Source organism: uncultured Sphingomonas sp., from assembly GCF_937859915.1.
Classification (GTDB): domain Bacteria; phylum Pseudomonadota; class Alphaproteobacteria; order Sphingomonadales; family Sphingomonadaceae; genus Solisphingomonas.
In genome coordinates this window covers 1-17,153 of the sequence record NZ_CALMAW010000106.1, presented here as the reverse complement: position 1 = coordinate 17,153, position 17,153 = coordinate 1, and the positions used below count along the sequence as shown (strand labels likewise).

The following is a 17,153-nucleotide window of genomic DNA, read 5'->3' as shown; positions in this document are numbered from 1 at the left end:
GCCCCCGCCCGCACCGACATCGGCGCCGACCGTGGTCGCCGACGCGCAGGCCGGTGCGATCTCGGTCCCGCTCGACGCACCGATCCCCGCAGCGACGCCCGCCAATGCGCCGGCGACCGCCGTCGTGCTGGCGGCGCAGACGCGTCAGAGGCAGGCGGCGATGACGCCGCCGCCGCTGTTGCGCGCACCGTCCTCGTCCTTCCGCTCGGCGGTGCTGGTCCAGCCCGCGCATGCGAGCCCGTTCCGCGCGGGCGGCTATGTCGTCCAGCTCGGCGCCTATTCGCGCGCCGGGGCGATCCAGACCGCCTGGTCGCAGGCCTCGAAGCTGATGCCGCGTCTCGCCGGCCTGTCTGCGGCGCGCGCGCAGTTCAGCCTATCCGGCACGTCGCTGGTCCGGCTGTCGGTCTCGGGCTTCGCCGATCACGACAGCGCCGCCAAACTGTGCACCCAGATCCGGGCCAAGGGCGGCGCCTGCTTCGTGCGCGCCGTCGCCGGCGACGCACCGGTGCAGTGGGCGAAGATCGACAAGCCGGTCCAGCTCGCCGCGCGCTGAGCGCTTGCCGACCCCCCGCCCTTCATCCCGGACCTGATCCGGGATCCATAAACGCGGCGCCGGAAGCGCAAGCGCTGCGTGTGCGATTGCGGAGGCGCTTCGAATGCGAAGCGACGCGTATGAGTCCCGGCCTCAGCCGGGATGACGATAGGGCAGGGCTCGACGCCCCCCTCAATCGAGCGGCTGGCCGGCCTTGATCGTCTTGAGCACGCGGCCCTGTACCGGCAACCCGTCGAACGGCGTGTTGCCGGCCTGGCCGGCGAGCGCCTCGGCGGCGATCTTCCAGGGTTTGCCGTCGTCGACCAGAATGATGTCGGCCGGCGCGCCGACCGCGATCCGGCCCGCCGCAATCCCGAACAACTGTGCGGGCGCGGTCGCCAGCAGAGCGAACAGCCGGGGCAGGCCAATCACCTCGTCCTTGACCAGCGTCAGCGCCAACGTGAGCAGCGTCTCGGCGCCGGCCATGCCGGGTTCTGCCGATACATAGGGCAGCCGCTTCGCCTCGGGACCGCGCGGATCGTGGCCCGAGCAGAGCAGGTCGACCGTGCCGTCGCGCACCGCCTCGATCGTCGCCTTGCGGTCGTCCTCGCCGCGCAGCGGCGGCGAAAGCCGGGCAAAGGTCTTGAACGGTCCGATCGCGGAGTCGGAGAGCAGCAGATGCGCGGGGCTGACCCCGCAGGTCACGCGCACGCCGCGCCGCTTGGCCGCGCGGACCAGATCGAACGCGCGCGCCGTCGTCAGCTGGCGGAAATGGAGGCGGGCGCCGGTCTCTTCGGCAAGCATCAGGTCGCGCGCGACCGCCATCGCCTCGGCGACGGCAGGCGCCGACGGGAGCCCGAGACGCGACGGCATCTCGCCGTCGGTGGCGACCGCACCCTGCGTCAGCGATCCGTCCTCGGCATGCGTGACGACGATCAGGTCGAACGCCGATGCATAGGTCATCAACCGGTGCATCAGCCCCGAATCCGCGATCCAGCCGCGCCCGGTCGAGACCGCGACCGCGCCGGCGCGCTTCATCAGGCCGATCTCGGCCATCTCCTTGCCCGCCAGCGCCACGGTGGCGGCCGCGAAGGGGACGACGGTCATCGCCTGCGCCGGGAAGGAGGCGGCCTGACGGATCAGCGCAGGGGCGTCGAGCGGGGGCGCCTGGTCGGGCATCAGCAGGCTGGTGGTGATCCCGCCGGCGGACGCCGCCAGCGGATCAATCGCGAACACGCCGACGTCGACCAGACCCGGCGCGATCAGCGCGCCGCGCGCGTCCGCCACCACGTCGGACTTGCGGAACAGCCCGTGCTCGATGTCGCCGATCGCCTCGATCAGGCCGTCGCGGATCAGCACGCCGCCTTCGGTGACGGTGCCCGCGACCGGATCGACGATCCGCCCGTTGCGGATCGCGAGTGTGCCGATGCCGCTCATGCCCAGCCCTCGACGCCGCGGCGCTGGCGGGTGAGCACGTCGAGGCAGGCCATGCGCACCGCGACCCCCATCTCGACCTGCTCGGTGATCGCCGAGACGCGCGGATCGTCGGCGACGTCGCTGGTGATCTCGATGCCGCGGTTCATCGGGCCGGGGTGCATGACCAGCGCATCCTTGGTGGCGCGGCCCAGCCGCTCGCGGGTGAGCCCGTAGAAATGATGATATTCGCGCGCCGACGGCACGAAGGCGCCCGCCATCCGCTCGAGCTGGAGGCGGAGCATCATCACCACCTCGGCCCCCTCGAGCGCCGCGTCGAAATCGGTGAAGGCGGTGACGCCCATCCGCTCGACCGCGGGGGGCAGCAGCGTCGGCGGCGCGACGACGCGGACCTCGGCGCCCAATGTCGCGAGCAGCAGCATGTTCGAGCGCGCCACGCGGCTGTGCAGCACGTCGCCGCAGATCGTCACGATCGTGCCGTTGATCCGCCCGATCCGCCGCCGGATCGTCAGCGCGTCGAGCAGCGCCTGCGTCGGATGCTCATGCCGCCCGTCGCCGGTGTTGAGCACGGGGCAGTCGACCTTGTCGGCGATCAGCTGCACCGCGCCCGAGGCGTCGTGGCGGATCACGATCACGTCGGGGCGCATCGCGTTGAGCGTCGCGGTCGTGTCGAGCAGCGTCTCGCCCTTTTTCACGCTCGACTGCGCGGCATGCATGTTGACGACGTCCATGCCCAGCCGCTTGCCCGCAATCTCGAAGCTCAAGAGCGTGCGCGTTGAATTCTCGAAGAAGGCGTTGATCTGGGTAAGACCGGCGAGGCGGTCGTCATGCTTGGCGGTGGCACGATTGAGCGCGATCCACTGCTCGGCCTCGTCGAGGAGGAAGCCGATCTCCCACGGCTGCAGCCCGGCGATGCCGACGAGATGGCGATGCGGGAAGGGGTGGACGCCCTGGGGCACGGCATATTCGGACGGCGTCTCGGACATAGGTTTCGCTTAGTGCGAGCTGTCACCATCCTCAAGCGGTCATCACCGACGCCCCCTTCATCCGTTCGCACTGAGCGCAGTCGAAGTGCGTGTTGCGGGCGCTGCGTTTGGAGCATGTCCTTCGACTTCGCTCAGGACGAACGGGGTAGGGAGCTGAACGACGGTTGCCGCTAGAAATTCGCCAGCGAGTCGATCGCGCCCTGCAGAATGTACGCCGCGGCCATCTTGTCCACCAACTCCGCCCGGCGCGCCCGCGACGCATCCGCCGCGATCAGTGTGCGCGTCACCGCGGCGGTCGACCAGCGCTCGTCCCACAGCAGGATCGGGAGCTTGAGCGGGGCGAGGTTGCGCGCGAAGGCGCGGACCGCCTGGGTGCGGGGCGAATCGGTGCCGTCCATGTTGAGCGGCAGCCCCAGCACCAGGCCGCGGATCGCCTGCTGTTGCACAAGGCCGGTCAGCGCGATGAGGTCGGCGCCGAATTTGCTGCGGCGGATCGTCTCGGCGGGGGTCGCGATCGTCCACTCCGAATCGCAATAGGCGACGCCGATCGTCTTGGTGCCGACGTCGAGCCCGGCGAGCCGCCCGCCTTCCGGCAGCGCGTCGCGATAGTCGAGCGCGGCGGCGGTGATCATCGGCGATGTTTCCCGAAAGCGGCGAGCCGGCGTGCGGCATCGGCGCGGATGTTCGCCCAGAACAAAGCATAGTCGAAGACGTGGAAGTCGTTGCCCGGCAGCACCGCGACGCCAAATCCCGCGGGCGGCTCGCCGATCAGCAACAGGCCTTGGCTGTCGCAGCGCGCGGGGACGAGATGCGGCACCAGCGTCGCCGAGCTATAGCGGGCGTCGGGCAGCAGCGCGCCGAGATTGGCCGAGGCGGGTGCGACGCCGTCGCGCGTGCCGGTCAGCGGGTTGACGCACAGCGCGGGCGTGCCGCGGCGTGGGTAGCCGGCAAAGCCGCGGCTGGCGTCGTAGATCACGCGCAGCTGGGCGGGATCGGCGGGTTCGCCGAAGCTTTCCCAGCTGAGCAGGCACCGCGCCTGATCCGCCCTGCTGCAGGCGGGCATGCCGAGCGCGGGCAGGTCGGCGGTGGTCGAGATCGGCCAGCCGACGACATAGGCCGCAACGATCCGCCGGGCGATCGCATGTCCCGCCACCCGCGCCCGCAGCAGGCGGAGCAGATGGAAGCTGCCCTGGCTGTGGCCGGCGAGAATGATCGGCGCGTCGGGGGGCACCTGCGCCACGAACGCGTCGAAGGCGCGCGATACGTCGGAGTAGGCGAGGTCGAGCGCATGCGCGGCGTCGGGCTTCGCGGACAGGAAGGCGCCGACCGTCGCCTGGCGGTAGCGCGGCGCCCAGACCCGCGCGATGCCCGAGAAGGCGCTGGCCTGGCTCGACACCAGCAGATGCGCGCGCGCGTCCGCCGCCTTGTCGTCATAGGGCGCGTTCCAGTGCAGCTTGTCGAGATAGGTGGTCGGCGGCACGAAGAAGACGACCGCGTCGGTCCGCGCGGTGCCGGGCACGCCGGGCGGCAGCCAGCGCGCGGGATCGTCGGGGGTGCCGGGCCGCGACAGCCACGCCTCGGGCTCGTTATAGTCGGGGGCGCCGGCCTGCGGGGGCGGCGCGAAGGCGATCGAGGGGACGAAGGTCAGCCGCATGATCGCCTGCGGGAACAGGGTCCACATCACCCCTGCGGCGAACAGCAGGAAGATGATTGCGGCAATCACATAGAGGAAGCGTCGGGCGGCCATGACGCGTCGGCTTAGGGGCGGCGGATGTTCCGGGCAAGCAGCGGGGGAACGAGAGGAAGGGCAGGGGCCGCTTGAAGCATCGCAGGCCCGGTGCTAGCCGCCGCTTATGTCCGTCGACCTCGCCACCGTCCGCAAGATCGCCAGCCTCGCGCGCATCGCCACCAGCGATGCCGAGGCCGAGGCGCTGCTGCCCGAACTCAACAACATCATCGGCTGGATCGAGCAGCTTGGCGAGGTCGACACGACCGGCGTCGAGCCGCTCGCCGCGGTGATCCCCAACCATCTCCGCCTGCGCGAGGACCGAGTGACCGACGGCGGCATCCGCGACGCCGTGCTCGCCAATGCGCCGCAAGCCGAACACGGCTTCTTCGCCGTGCCCAAGGTGATCGAATGACCTGCTCTCGCCCCCGTCATTCCCGCGAAGGCGGGAATCCATACGCGCAGCGCGTGATGATCGAGCGCCGCGTCTATGGAGCCCGGATCAAGTCCGGGATGACGAAAGAAGAGAATAGGGGAGCACGCGCATGACCAATCTCACCGATCTCGGCATCGCCGACATCCGCGACGGCGTCGCTACCGGCAGCTTCTCCGCGCGCGAGGTCGCGACCGCGTTCAACGACGCCGTCGTCGCCGGCCGCGCGCTCAACGCCTATCTCGTCGAGACGCCCGAGCTGGCGCTCGCCGCCGCCGACGCCGCCGACGCGGCCAAAGCGTTGGGCGATCTCAAGCCGCTGTCGGGCGTGCCGCTGGGCATAAAAGATTTGTTCTGCACCAAGGGTGTCGAGACGACCGCCGCGTCGGGCATCCTCAAGGGCTTCGTACCGCAATATGAGTCGACGATCTCGGCCAAGCTGTTCGACGCGGGCGCGGGGATGCTCGGCAAGCTCAACATGGACCAGTTCGCGATGGGCTCCTCCAACGAGACCTCGGCGTTCGGCAATGTGATCTCGCCGTGGAAGCGCAACGACGGCGGCAATGCGGCGCTGGCACCCGGCGGCTCGTCGGGCGGCTCGTCGTCGGCGGTGTCGGCGCGGATGGCGCCGGGCGCGACCGGCACCGACACCGGCGGCTCGATCCGTCAGCCGGCCGCCTTCACGGGCATTTCCGGCATCAAGCCGACCTATGGCCGCTGCTCGCGCTGGGGCACGATCGCCTTCGCCTCGTCGCTCGACCAGGCGGGGCCGATGGCGCGCGACGTGCGCGACTGCGCGATCATGCTGGAAGCGATGAGCGGCTTCGATCCGAAGGACGCGACCTCGCTTGACCTGCCCGTGCCCGCCTGGGAAACATCATTGTCGGGCGATCTCAAGGGCAAGAAAGTCGGTGTTCCCAAGGAATATCGCGTCGATGGCATGCCGCCGGAGATCGAGGCGCTGTGGCAGCAGGGCATTGCCTATGTAAAAGACGCCGGCGCCGAGATCGTCGAGGTCTCGCTGCCGCACACGAAGTACGCGCTGCCGACCTATTATATCATCGCGCCGGCGGAGGCCTCGTCCAACCTCGCGCGCTATGACGGCGTGCGCTACGGTCTCCGCGATCTGCCCGACGGCGCCAATCTGCAGCAGATGTACGCGGCGACGCGCGCGGATGGGTTCGGCGCCGAGGTCAAGCGCCGGATCATGATCGGCACCTATGTGCTGTCGGCGGGTTTCTACGACGCCTATTTCACCAAGGCGCAGAAGGTCCGCGCGCTGATCGTGCGCGATTTCGAGCAGGCTTTCGCAACATGCGACGTGCTGCTCACCCCGACCGCGCCGTCCGCGGCGTTCGGCCTGGGCGAGAAGTCGGACGATCCGCTGGCGATGTATCTAAACGACGTGTTCACCGTGCCGTCGTCGCTTGCCGGGCTGCCGGCGATGTCGGTGCCGGGCGGGCTCGACGGGCAGGGGCTGCCGCTGGGGCTACAGATCATCGGCCGCGCGCTCGACGAGCAGAGCGTGCTCAATGCGGGGCTCGCGATCGAGCAACGCGCCGGCTTCACTGCGCGGCCGGGGCAGTGGTGGTGAGATATACGCCCACCTCCGTTCGGCCTGAGCGCAGTCGAAGGCCACGCGCGGATGGTGGCTGCACTTCGACTGCGCTCAGTGCGAACGGATGTGGTTTGAAGGTTGGAAAGATATGACTGACTATCGCATCCAGGGCGCCACGGGCGAGTGGGAGGTCGTGATCGGCCTCGAGGTCCATGCCCAGGTGACCTCCGAATCGAAGCTCTTCTCGGGCGCGTCGACCGCGTTCGGGGCGGAGCCCAACAGCCAGGTCAGCCTCGTCGACGCGGCGATGCCCGGCATGCTGCCCGTGCTCAACGGCGAGTGCATCCGCCAGGCGGTGCGCACCGGCATGGCGCTCGATGCGCAGATCAACCCCTGGTCGCGCTTCGATCGCAAGAACTACTTCTACGCCGACCTGCCGCAGGGCTACCAGATTTCGCAGCTCTATCATCCGCTTGTCGGCGAAGGTTCGCTCAGGATCGAGCCCGAGGGCGGCGAACCCAAGACGATCGGCATCGAGCGGCTGCATGTCGAGCAGGACGCCGGCAAGCTGATGCACGACCAGCATCCGACGCGTTCCTATGTCGATCTCAACCGCTCGGGCGTCGCGCTGATGGAGATCGTCTCCAAGCCCGACATGCGCTCGCCCGCCGAGGCCGGCGCCTATGTCCGCAAGCTGCGCGCGGTGCTGCGCTATGTCGGTTCGTGCGACGGCAATATGGAACAGGGCTCGATGCGCGCCGACGTCAACGTCTCGGTGCGCAAGCCCGGCGGCGAGCTCGGCACGCGCACCGAGACCAAGAACGTCAATTCGGTGCGCTTCGTGATGGCGGCGATCGAGATCGAGGCGCGGCGTCAGGTCGACGTGATCGAGGACGGCGGCACGATCGTCCAGGAGACGCGGCTATTCGATCCCGACGGCAATGGCGGCAAGGGCGCGACGCGCTCGATGCGCTCCAAGGAGGATGCGCACGACTATCGCTACTTCCCGGACCCCGACCTGCTGCCGCTCGAGCTCGACGACGCGTTCCTGAAGGCGGCGCGCGCGAGCCTGCCCGAACTGCCCGACGCCAAGCGCGCACGCTACGAGGGCGAGCTCGGACTGTCGGCCTATAACGCCGACATCCTCACCGCCGACGTCGAGACCGCGCGCTGGTTCGAGGCGATGCTCGCCGAGAACGTCCCCGCCAAGCCTGCGGCGAACTGGCTGACCTCGGAATTGTTCGGCGCGCTCAACCGCATGGGCCGCGATCTCGTCGACAGCCCGGTCAGCCCCAAGCAGGCCGCCGAGCTGATCGCGCTGGTCGCCGACGGCACGCTGTCGGGGAGTCTGGCCAAACAGGTGTTCGAGATCATGCTCGAGACCGGGCAGGGCGCGGGTGCGATCGTCGAGGATCGTGGGCTCAAGCAGACCTCGGACACCGGCGCGATCGAGGCCGAGATCGCCAAGGTGATCGCCGCCAACCCCGACAAGGTCGCCGACTATAAGGGCGGCAAGGACAAATTGTTCGGCTTCTTCGTCGGCCAGACGATGCGCGCGATGGCCGGCAAGGCCAATCCGGGCGTCGTCAACGATCTGCTCAAGAAGGCGCTCGACGCCTGACCTCGGGCGCCGCGACGGCCTGCCGTTGCGAGTCATTCTCACCGGCTCCGCCTGTTGCTTCGCAGGTGCGGCAGGACTAGAGACGCCCCATCAAAGCCGCGCATTTGCGCGCAACCGCTGCGGAGAAGTTCATGGCGTCCGTCGCCGCCCAATATCTCCCGATCCTGCTCTTCCTCGGGGTCGCGCTGCTGCTGTCGACCGCCTTCGTGGTGCTGCCGATGGTGGTGTCGCGGCTGACCGGATCGCACAAGCCGTCGACCGACAAGCTGTCCGAATATGAATGCGGCTTCGCCGCCTTCGAGGACAGCCGGATGCAGTTCGACGTGCGCTTCTATCTCGTCGCGATCCTGTTCATCATCTTCGATCTCGAGGCGGCCTTTCTCTATCCGTGGGCGGTGTCGCTGCGCGAGATCGGCTGGACCGGCTGGCTGGCGATGATGGGCTTCCTCGCCGAACTGCTGCTGGGCTTCGCCTATGCCTGGAAGAAGGGAGCGCTCGAGTGGGAGTAGAGGTTTTCCGGGATCCGGCCGCGCCGTTCCCGCCCGAGCATCAGCCGCCCGAAAAGGCGTTTTTCGACGACCTGTCGACCGAGGTGCAGGACAAGGGCTTCCTGGTCACCACGACCGAGGACCTGTTCCACTGGGCGCGCACCGGCTCGCTGTGGTGGATGACTTTCGGTCTCGCCTGCTGCGCGGTCGAGATGATCCACGTCAACATGCCGCGCTACGATCTCGAGCGCTTCGGTGCCGCGCCGCGCGCGAGCCCGCGTCAGTCCGACGTGATGATCGTCGCCGGCACGCTGTGCAACAAGATGGCCCCTGCGCTCCGCAAGGTCTACGACCAGATGTCGGAGCCCAAATACGTCATCTCGATGGGCAGCTGCGCGAACGGTGGCGGCTATTACCACTATAGCTATTCGGTGGTGCGCGGCTGCGATCGCATCGTGCCCGTCGACATCTATGTGCCCGGCTGCCCGCCGACCGCGGAGGCCCTGCTCTATGGCATCATGCAACTGCAGCGGAAGATCCGCCGCGTCGGCACGATCGAACGGTGATCGGGATGGCCAGCGCCTATTTTGAAATCCGTTCGTCCCGAGCGAAGTCGAGGGACGTGCTGCAGGCGTTGCCGTGTGGGGCAGATGCCTCGACTTCGCTCGGCACGAACGGGGCGGGTGTGGTGCGAGTTGAAAGTGGGACGTTCTGATGCCCAGTAGCTACCCCCGCTTCGCCGCCAACGACGGCGTGATCGATGCCGCCAAGGCCGCACTCGGCGATGATCTTGTCGAGGCGTGCGAGCGCGTCGGTGAGATCCAGCTGCATGTGAAGCGCGCGGGGCTCGTCGATGTGCTGCGCGCGCTGCGCGACACGCCCGGTCTCGAATATCAGCAGCTGATGGAGATCGCGGGTGTCGACTATCCCGCGCGCGGCGACGAGCGCTTCGAGGTGGTCTACTGCCTGCTCTCGCTGACTCGCAACCATCGGCTCCACGTCCATGTTCGGACCGACGAGGCGACCGCGATCCCGTCGGTGACCGGGCTCTGGCCGGTCGCGGGCTGGCTCGAGCGCGAGGTGTACGACATGTACGGCGTGTTGTTCGACGGCAATCCCGATCTGCGCCGCATCCTCACCGATTACGGCTTCCGCGGCCATCCGCTGCGTAAGGACTTCCCGCAGACCGGCTATGTCGAGCTCCGCTATTCGGAGGCCGACAAGCGCGTGGTCTACGAGCCCGTCCAGCTTGCGCAGGACTTCCGCAATTTCGATTTCCTCTCGCCCTGGGAAGGTGGTGCCTACCAGCTGCCTGGCGACGAGAAGGCGGCGCAGGCGCCCGGCGCGCCGACCCCGCTCAAGGCCGACGAGGTGAAGCGCTGATGGCCGGTCTCCCCGACGCCCCCGACATTCTGCGCGATTCCGCCTATGCGCTGTCGTCGCCCGACGCGCTGCGCCCCGCCGATCCGACCGTCGGCGATGTCGAGATCAAGAATTACACGATCAACTTCGGCCCGCAGCATCCCGCCGCGCACGGCGTGCTCCGGCTGGTGCTCGAGCTGGACGGCGAGATCGTCGAGCGCGTCGATCCGCATGTCGGGCTGCTCCACCGCGGCACCGAGAAGCTGATGGAGAGCAGGCCCTACCTGCAGAACATCCCCTATTTCGACCGTTTCGACTATTGCTCGCCGCTGTGCATGGAGCACAGCTTCGTGCTCGGCATCGAGAAGCTGATGGGCCTCGAAGTGCCCGAGCGCGGCCAGTATCTGCGTGTGCTGTTCGCCGAGCTGACGCGCATCTCCAACCACCTGCTCAATCTCGGCAGCCACATCATGGATGTCGGCGCAATGACGCCGAACCTGTGGCTGTTCGAGGCGCGCGAGGACACCTACGGCTTCTTCGAGCGCGCATCGGGCGCGCGGATGCACATGAACTGGTTCCGTCCGGGCGGCGTGCACCAGGACGTGCCCTTGAAGCTGCTCACCGACATCGGCGACTGGCTCGACGGTCGCTTCAAGCGCCTGTTCGAGGACGCGATCAGCCTCGTCGCGGACAACCGCATTTTCAAGCAGCGCAACGTCGACATCGGGATCGTCAGCCGCGACGACGCGATCGCCTGGGGCTTTTCGGGTCCCATGATCCGCGCGGCGGGCATACCGTGGGACATCCGCCGCTCGCAGCCCTACGACGTCTACGACCGGATGGAATTCGACGTCCCTGTGGGCACGCGCGGCGATTGCTACGATCGCTTCATGGTGCGCGTCGAGGAGGTGCGGCAGTCGGCGCGCATCATCAAGCAGTGCCTCAGCCAGATGCCCGAAGGCCCGGTGCTGACCAACGACCGCAAGGCGGCGCCGCCGCGCCGTGGCGAGATGAAGCGCTCGATGGAGGCGCTGATCCATCACTTCAAGCTCTACACCGAGGGCTTCCACGTGCCCGAGGGCGAGGTCTATGTCGCGACCGAGAGCCCCAAGGGCGAGTTCGGCGTCTACATCGTCGCCGACGGCACCAACAAGCCGTACCGGGTGAAGGTGCGCCCGACCGCATTCAGCCATCTGCAGGCGATGGACTTCATGATGAAGGGCCATATGCTCGCCGACACCACCGCCATTCTCTCCGCGATCGACATCGTGTTCGGGGAGTGCGACCGGTGACCGACGAGATCGGCAACCTGATCCTCGAGCGGCTGCGGCGGATGGACGACCGGCTGGTCAACATCGAGAGCGACATGCACGATGTGAAGCTGCGCGTAAGCGCGGTCGAGGATCATATTGGAACGCTCGTCGCGTCGATGGCCGGGCTCAACGCCAGGATGGACAGGTTCGACGCGCGGCTGACACGCGTCGAGCGCAGGCTCGACATTTCGGATCTTCACTGATGGCTGACGCAGTTCACATCCCCGACGAGGCCGAGACCCGCGCGCGCTGGGGCGGTTTCGCCTGGACGCCGGCCAATGCCGAGCAGGCCAAGGTCATCCTGGCGCGCTACCCCAAGGGACGCGAGCAGTCCGCGGTGATGCCGCTGCTCGATCTGGCGCAGCGCCAGGTCGGCAATGACACGCAGACGCAGGGCTGGCTGCCCGTGCCGGTGATCGAGTTCGTCGCCAAGCAGGTGAACGTGCCCTACATGCGCGTGTACGAGGTCGTTACCTTCTACACGATGTACAACATGGCGCCGGTCGGCCGCTTCCACGTCCAGGTCTGCGGCACGACGCCGTGCATGCTGCGCGGATCGGATGACGTACTCGCGGCGTGCAAGAACAAGGGTCTGGTCAAGGGCAAGACGACGCCCGATGGGCTGTTCACGCTGACCGAGGTCGAGTGCCTGGGCGCCTGCGCCAACGCACCGATGGTCCAGATCAACGACGACAATTTCGAGGACCTCACCTACGACAGCACGATCGCGATCCTCGAGGCGCTGGCCGAGGGCCGCACCCCCACGCCCGGCCCGCAGATCGATCGCCAGGTCAGCGCGCCCGAGGGCGGCCCGACCTCGCTGAAGGAAATGGTGTCGGAGAACCACGATTATCGGGACCATTGGTCATGACCGTCGAGGAAACCCGCTTCATCACCGAGATGCTGCAGGCGATCCGCGGCGACATCGCCGGGTTGGACAAGCGCTTCGTGTCGGTCGAGCTTCGCCAGACGGCTATGGAGCAGCAACTCTTGGGTGTGAACACGCATCTGGTGGCGCTCCAGAACAGCATCGATCACCTGTCTTTCGACATGCGCCGCGTGAAGCAGCGTCTCGAACTGGCGGACGCGTGATGCCGGCGATCCTGTCTCTCATCGTGTTCGTCGTGCTGGCGATCGTCCTGATCAAGGTGATGGTCGCGGCGCTCGGACTGATCCTCGCGCTGGTGTTCGGCGTCATCGTTTATTTCGTAGCGGAGAAGCTCGTGGGAAAGGGTGCTTGACCCATGTTGGCTGACAAGGACCGCATCTTCACCAACGTCTACGGCTTCCAGGATTGGCGGCTGGCGGCGGCGCGCATGCGCGGCGACTGGGACGACACCAAGGCGCTGATGCTCAAGGGGCAGGACCCGATCATCGACGAGATGAAGGCATCGGGTCTGCGCGGGCGCGGCGGCGCCGGCTTTCCGACGGGCACCAAGTGGAGCTTCATGCCCAAGGAGCCCAAGCCCGGCAAACCCAATTTCCTCGTCATCAACGCCGACGAATCCGAGCCGGGCTCGTGCAAGGATCGCGAGATCATCCGCCACGATCCGCACAAGCTGATCGAAGGCGCGCTGATCGCGGGCTATGCGATGCGCGCTCGCGCCGCCTACATCTACATCCGCGGCGAATATATCCGCGAGGCCGAGACGCTGTTCGCCGCGGTCGCCGAGGCCTATGACGCCGGGCTGATCGGGCGCAATGCTTGCGGGTCCGGCTACGACTTCGACGTGTTCGTCCACCGCGGCGCGGGCGCCTATATCTGCGGCGAAGAGACCGCGATGCTCGAGAGCCTCGAGGGCAAGAAGGGCCAGCCGCGGTTGAAACCCCCGTTCCCGGCGGGCGCGGGCCTCTATGGCTGCCCGACCACGGTCAACAATGTCGAGAGCATCGCGGTCGCCCCCACGATCCTGCGCCGTGGCGCCGGCTGGTTCGCAAGCTTCGGCGCGGAGAACAACCGCGGCACCAAGCTCTTCCAGATCTCAGGCCATGTGAACAAGCCGTGCGTGGTCGAGGAGGCGATGAGCATCCCTTTCCGTCAGTTGATCGATGAGCATTGTGGCGGCATCCGCGGCGGCTGGGACAATCTGCTCGCGGTGATCCCGGGTGGCTCCTCGGTGCCGCTGGTCCCCGCCAAGGAGATCATGGACGCACCGATGGACTTCGACGGTCTGCGTGCGGTCGGCTCGGGTCTCGGCACCGCGGCGGTGATCGTGATGGACAAGTCGACCGACATCGTTCGCGCGATCAGCCGCATCTCCTATTTCTACAAGCATGAGAGTTGCGGTCAGTGCACGCCGTGCCGCGAGGGCACCGGCTGGATGTGGCGGGTGATGGAGCGGCTGCGCGAAGGCCATGCCGATGTCGAGGAGATCGACATGCTGCAGGAGGTCACCAAGCAGGTTGAGGGCCACACGATCTGCGCGCTGGGCGACGCCGCGGCGTGGCCGGTCCAGGGCCTGATCCGCCACTTCCGTCCCGAGATCGAACGCCGCATCGCCGCGCGCAAGGGCGGCGACGCGCCGCTCGCGGTGGCGGCGGAGTAGGACGGTGGGCATCATCCTCGCCGATATCGAACGCGCCAACGCGCGGCAGGACGACCTGCTGCCGATGACGGTCAACGCGCTGGTCGATACCGGCGCCGTCCATATGTGCATTCCGCAGCATGTCGCGAACCAGCTCCAGCTGCCGATGTTGAACCGGCGCGAGGTTACGGTCGCGAACGGCGCGACGCAGATGGTCGACTATGTCGGCCCGATCCGCGTGCGCTTCGCCAACCGGGAGTGCCTCGTCGGCGCGCTCGTGCTGGGCGACCAGCCCTTGCTCGGCGCGATCCCGATGGAAGATATGGATCTTGTCGTCAGCCCGTCGCGGCAGACGGTCACGGTCAATCCCGCTAGTCCCAACATCGCCATGTCGCTCGCCATGGGCGTTCGCCCCGCGACCGAGGATAAGAACTGATGCCCAAGCTCAAGGTCGATGGGATCGATGTCGAGGTGCCGCAGGGCGCCACCGTGCTCCAGGCGTGCGAGGCCGCGGGCAAGGAGATTCCGCGCTTCTGTTATCACGAGCGGCTGAGCATCGCCGGCAATTGCCGGATGTGCCTCGTCGAGGTGAAGCCCGGCCCGCCCAAGCCGCAGGCGAGCTGCGCGCTGCCCGCCGCCGATGGCCAGGAGGTCCGCACCGACAGCGCGATGACCAAGAAGGCGCGCGAGGGGGTGATGGAGTTCCTGCTCATCAACCACCCGCTCGATTGCCCGATCTGCGACCAGGGCGGCGAGTGCGACCTGCAAGACCAGTCGATGGCCTATGGCAAGGGCCACAGCCGCTACGACGAGAACAAGCGCGCGGTCACCGAGAAGTACATGGGACCGATCGTCAAGACGATCATGACCCGCTGCATCCAGTGCACGCGCTGCGTGCGCTTCGCCGAGGAGGTCGCCGGGGTCGAGGAGATCGGCGCGATCTATCGCGGCGAGAACATGCAGATCACGACCTATCTCGAACATGCCGCGACCAGCGAGCTGTCGGGCAATGTCGTCGATCTCTGCCCGGTCGGCGCGCTGACCTCGAAGCCATACGCGTTCGAGGCGCGGCCCTGGGAGCTCAAGAAGACGCCTGGGATCGACGTGATGGATGCGGTCGGCTCGAACGTCCGGCTCGACAGCCGCGGCCGCCAGGTGCTGCGCTCGCTCCCGCGGATCAACGAGGACGTCAACGAGGAGTGGGCGTCGGACAAGACGCGCCACGCGGTCGACGGCCTGGTCCGCAACCGCATCGACAAACCCTATGTGCGGATCGACGGCAAGCTGCAGTCGGCGACGTGGGACGAGGCGTTCAAGGCGATCGCCAAGGCCGCCGATGGTCTTTCCGGTAACGCGATTGGCGGTCTCGCCGGCGATCTTGCCGAGGTCGAGAGCGTCTATGCGCTGAAGGCGCTGCTCGGCGCTTATGGCTCGAGCCTGCACGAGGCGCGCGTCGACGGCGCGCTCTATGACGTGTCGCAGCCGGCCGCGTGGCGGTTCAACCCGACGATCGTCGGGGTCGAACATGCCAGGGCGATCCTGCTGGTCGGCTCCAACCCGCGCTGGGAAGCGCCGCTGGTCAACACGCGCATCCGCAAGGCGGTCAAGAAGGGCGCGAAAGTGTTCGCGATCGGCCCGCAGGTCGATCTGACCTACCCGGTCGAGTGGCTGGGCGAGGACATCGCCGCGCTCGGCGACCTGCCCGAGGCGCTGACCGGTGCCACCGACGTGATCGTCATCGCCGGCATGGGCGCCTGCACGATCGAGGGCGGCTACGGTGCCGCGCGGCAGACCGCCGCGGCGCTGGGCGCGGGCTTTGGTCTGCTCCACACCGCCGCCGGCCGCGTCGGTGCGCTCGAGCTTGGCTTCGTCACCGAAGGCGGCCTCGCGGCGGTCGCGGCGGCGGCGCCCAAGCTGCTGTTCCTGCTCGGCGTCGACGAGACCGACCTGTCGCCCTTCGCTGGCGCGTTCAAAGTCTATATCGGCACGCATGGCGACGCCGGTGCGCGCGTCGCGGACGTGATCCTGCCGGGCTCGGCCTATACCGAGAAGCCGGGCACCTGGGTCAATCTCGAGGGTCGCGTCCAGCGCGCCGAGCGGGCTGTGTTCCCGGTCGGCGACGCGCGCGAGGATTGGACGATCCTGCGCGCGCTCTCCGCAGTGCTGGGCAGGACGCTGCCGTTCGACAATCTCGGCGAACTGCGTGCTCAGATCTCGGGCGCGTATCCGACGCTGGCGAACGAGGGCATCGTGCTGTCGGGCGCGCTCGATGTCGCGCCGCGCGGCGGCGACGTGTCGGGTCCGATCGTCTATCCGATCAACGACTTCTACCTCACCAACCCGATCGCGCGCTCGTCGCCGACGATGCAGCGCTGCTCGGCGGAACTGCTCCACGGCGAGAGCTTCGCGGAGGCCGCAGAATGAGCGCACGCCTATCCCGTTCCCTGGTGAAGGCCGGGGCCCAGGCCCGCACTCCGTGGGATGCGGACTGCCAAGTCCGGGCTGGGGCCTGGACCCCGGCTTTCGCCGGGGAACAGTGCGTCCGGATTCAGGAGACGCTCGCATGATCTCCTGGTTCACCGCGCTCCCGTACGGCTGGGCGTATTTCATCGCGTCGATCCTCGACATCCTGATCATCGCGCTGCCGGTGATGCTGGCGGTGGCGATGATCATCTATGTCGATCGCAAGATCTGGGCAGCGATGGCGCTGCGCCGCGGCCCCAACGTGGTCGGCCCGTTCGGGCTGCTGCAGTCGTTCGCCGACGGCCTGAAAGTGTTCCTCCAGGAAACGATCATCCCGACGGCGGCGAACCGCACGCTGTTCCTGATCGCGCCTGTGATCACCTTCACGGTCGCGCTGATCGCCTGGGCGGTGATCCCGTTCAGCAGCTTCTCGGTGCTCGCCAACATCAATGTCGGCCTGCTCTACATCCTCGCGGCCTCGTCGCTGGGCGTCTACGGCGTCATCCTCGCGGGCTGGGCGTCCAACTCCAAATATCCCTTCTACTCGGCGATCCGCGCCGCGGCGCAGATGGTGAGCTATGAGGTCGCGATCGGCTTCGTGCTGATCTCGGTGGTGCTGTGGGCCGGCAGCTTCAACATGCAGACGATCGTGCTCGCGCAGAAGGGCGAGGTGCTGGGCATCATCAACGCCAACGGCTTCAATCCGCTGCTC

General features: G+C 67.7%; 19 protein-coding genes and 1 pseudogene. 16 read left to right on the top strand and 4 right to left on the bottom strand.

Annotation, left to right across the window (positions count from 1 at the left end; all coding sequences use genetic code 11):
* A partial coding sequence (locus Q0326_RS13990) for an SPOR domain-containing protein (protein WP_298691537.1) occupies positions 1-553 on the top strand: 553 nt, incomplete at its 5' end.
* A gap of 171 nt (positions 554-724) precedes the next feature.
* On the opposite strand, the gene Q0326_RS13985 is transcribed toward Q0326_RS13990, so the two are convergent.
* The 4 genes from Q0326_RS13985 to Q0326_RS13970 form a co-directional block, all read right to left on the bottom strand.
* On the bottom strand, positions 725-1,969 hold the full coding sequence (locus tag Q0326_RS13985; RefSeq protein WP_298691536.1) for a dihydroorotase: 1,245 nt from the start codon (positions 1,967-1,969) through the stop codon (positions 725-727).
* A complete protein-coding gene (locus Q0326_RS13980) occupies positions 1,966-2,952 on the bottom strand; it encodes an aspartate carbamoyltransferase catalytic subunit (protein WP_298691534.1) in 987 nt (328 codons plus the stop codon). The genes Q0326_RS13985 and Q0326_RS13980 overlap by 4 nt, the downstream gene beginning before the upstream one ends.
* A 170-nt stretch (positions 2,953-3,122) precedes the next feature.
* Entirely contained in the window at positions 3,123-3,584 is a 462-nt protein-coding gene (gene ruvX, locus Q0326_RS13975) for a Holliday junction resolvase RuvX (RefSeq protein ID WP_298691531.1), read from the bottom strand.
* Positions 3,581-4,699 carry a DUF3089 domain-containing protein gene (locus Q0326_RS13970; protein WP_298691529.1) on the bottom strand — a complete coding sequence of 373 codons (1,119 nt, stop codon included), beginning with the start codon at positions 4,697-4,699 and terminating at the stop codon, positions 3,581-3,583. The genes ruvX and Q0326_RS13970 overlap by 4 nt, the downstream gene beginning before the upstream one ends.
* A gap of 106 nt (positions 4,700-4,805) precedes the next feature.
* Between Q0326_RS13970 and gatC the strand changes: the two genes are divergently transcribed.
* From gatC to Q0326_RS13895, 15 genes and pseudogenes are all read left to right on the top strand, one after another.
* On the top strand, positions 4,806-5,093 hold the full coding sequence (gene gatC / locus Q0326_RS13965; protein ID WP_298691527.1) for an Asp-tRNA(Asn)/Glu-tRNA(Gln) amidotransferase subunit GatC: 288 nt from the start codon (positions 4,806-4,808) through the stop codon (positions 5,091-5,093).
* Between the two features lie 130 nt (positions 5,094-5,223).
* Positions 5,224-6,705 (top strand): Asp-tRNA(Asn)/Glu-tRNA(Gln) amidotransferase subunit GatA, encoded by a 1,482-nt coding sequence (gatA, locus tag Q0326_RS13960; RefSeq protein WP_298691525.1) that lies wholly within the window; start codon positions 5,224-5,226, stop codon positions 6,703-6,705.
* 112 nt (positions 6,706-6,817) lie between these two features.
* Entirely contained in the window at positions 6,818-8,290 is a 1,473-nt protein-coding gene (gatB, locus tag Q0326_RS13955) for an Asp-tRNA(Asn)/Glu-tRNA(Gln) amidotransferase subunit GatB (protein ID WP_298691523.1), read from the top strand.
* A gap of 131 nt (positions 8,291-8,421) precedes the next feature.
* On the top strand, positions 8,422-8,799 hold the full coding sequence (gene ndhC / locus Q0326_RS13950; RefSeq protein WP_298691521.1) for an NADH-quinone oxidoreductase subunit A: 378 nt from the start codon (positions 8,422-8,424) through the stop codon (positions 8,797-8,799).
* Positions 8,790-9,344 carry an NADH-quinone oxidoreductase subunit B gene (locus tag Q0326_RS13945; RefSeq protein ID WP_298691519.1) on the top strand — a complete coding sequence of 185 codons (555 nt, stop codon included), beginning with the start codon at positions 8,790-8,792 and terminating at the stop codon, positions 9,342-9,344. Before ndhC ends, Q0326_RS13945 begins: the two co-directional genes overlap by 10 nt.
* 148 nt (positions 9,345-9,492) lie before the next feature.
* Positions 9,493-10,158: pseudogene (locus Q0326_RS13940) on the top strand (NADH-quinone oxidoreductase subunit C); the annotation flags it as partial.
* A gap of 2 nt (positions 10,159-10,160) precedes the next feature.
* Positions 10,161-11,432: an NADH-quinone oxidoreductase subunit D gene (locus Q0326_RS13935; RefSeq protein WP_298691517.1), complete on the top strand. Its 1,272-nt coding sequence runs from the start codon at positions 10,161-10,163 to the stop codon at positions 11,430-11,432.
* Positions 11,429-11,656, top strand: a complete 228-nt coding sequence (locus Q0326_RS13930) for a hypothetical protein (RefSeq protein ID WP_298691515.1) — start codon at positions 11,429-11,431, stop codon at positions 11,654-11,656. The genes Q0326_RS13935 and Q0326_RS13930 overlap by 4 nt, the downstream gene beginning before the upstream one ends.
* Positions 11,656-12,324, top strand: coding sequence for an NAD(P)H-dependent oxidoreductase subunit E (locus Q0326_RS13925; protein WP_298691513.1), 669 nt, complete (start codon positions 11,656-11,658; stop codon positions 12,322-12,324). The genes Q0326_RS13930 and Q0326_RS13925 overlap by 1 nt, the downstream gene beginning before the upstream one ends.
* On the top strand, positions 12,321-12,545 hold the full coding sequence (locus Q0326_RS13920; protein ID WP_298691511.1) for a hypothetical protein: 225 nt from the start codon (positions 12,321-12,323) through the stop codon (positions 12,543-12,545). Before Q0326_RS13925 ends, Q0326_RS13920 begins: the two co-directional genes overlap by 4 nt.
* Complete coding sequence (locus Q0326_RS13915) at positions 12,545-12,694, top strand: hypothetical protein (RefSeq protein WP_298691509.1); 150 nt, start codon at positions 12,545-12,547, stop codon at positions 12,692-12,694. The genes Q0326_RS13920 and Q0326_RS13915 overlap by 1 nt, the downstream gene beginning before the upstream one ends.
* Positions 12,695-12,697: 3 nt before the next feature.
* A complete protein-coding gene (gene nuoF / locus Q0326_RS13910) occupies positions 12,698-13,999 on the top strand; it encodes an NADH-quinone oxidoreductase subunit NuoF (RefSeq protein ID WP_298691507.1) in 1,302 nt (433 codons plus the stop codon).
* Positions 14,000-14,003: 4 nt separating this feature from the next.
* On the top strand, positions 14,004-14,414 hold the full coding sequence (locus tag Q0326_RS13905) for a clan AA aspartic protease (RefSeq protein WP_298691505.1): 411 nt from the start codon (positions 14,004-14,006) through the stop codon (positions 14,412-14,414).
* Complete coding sequence (nuoG, locus tag Q0326_RS13900) at positions 14,414-16,402, top strand: NADH-quinone oxidoreductase subunit NuoG (protein ID WP_298691503.1); 1,989 nt, start codon at positions 14,414-14,416, stop codon at positions 16,400-16,402. Before Q0326_RS13905 ends, nuoG begins: the two co-directional genes overlap by 1 nt.
* A gap of 139 nt (positions 16,403-16,541) precedes the next feature.
* Positions 16,542-17,153 (top strand): NADH-quinone oxidoreductase subunit H (locus Q0326_RS13895; protein WP_298691501.1); only part of this gene is annotated, 612 nt, incomplete at its 3' end.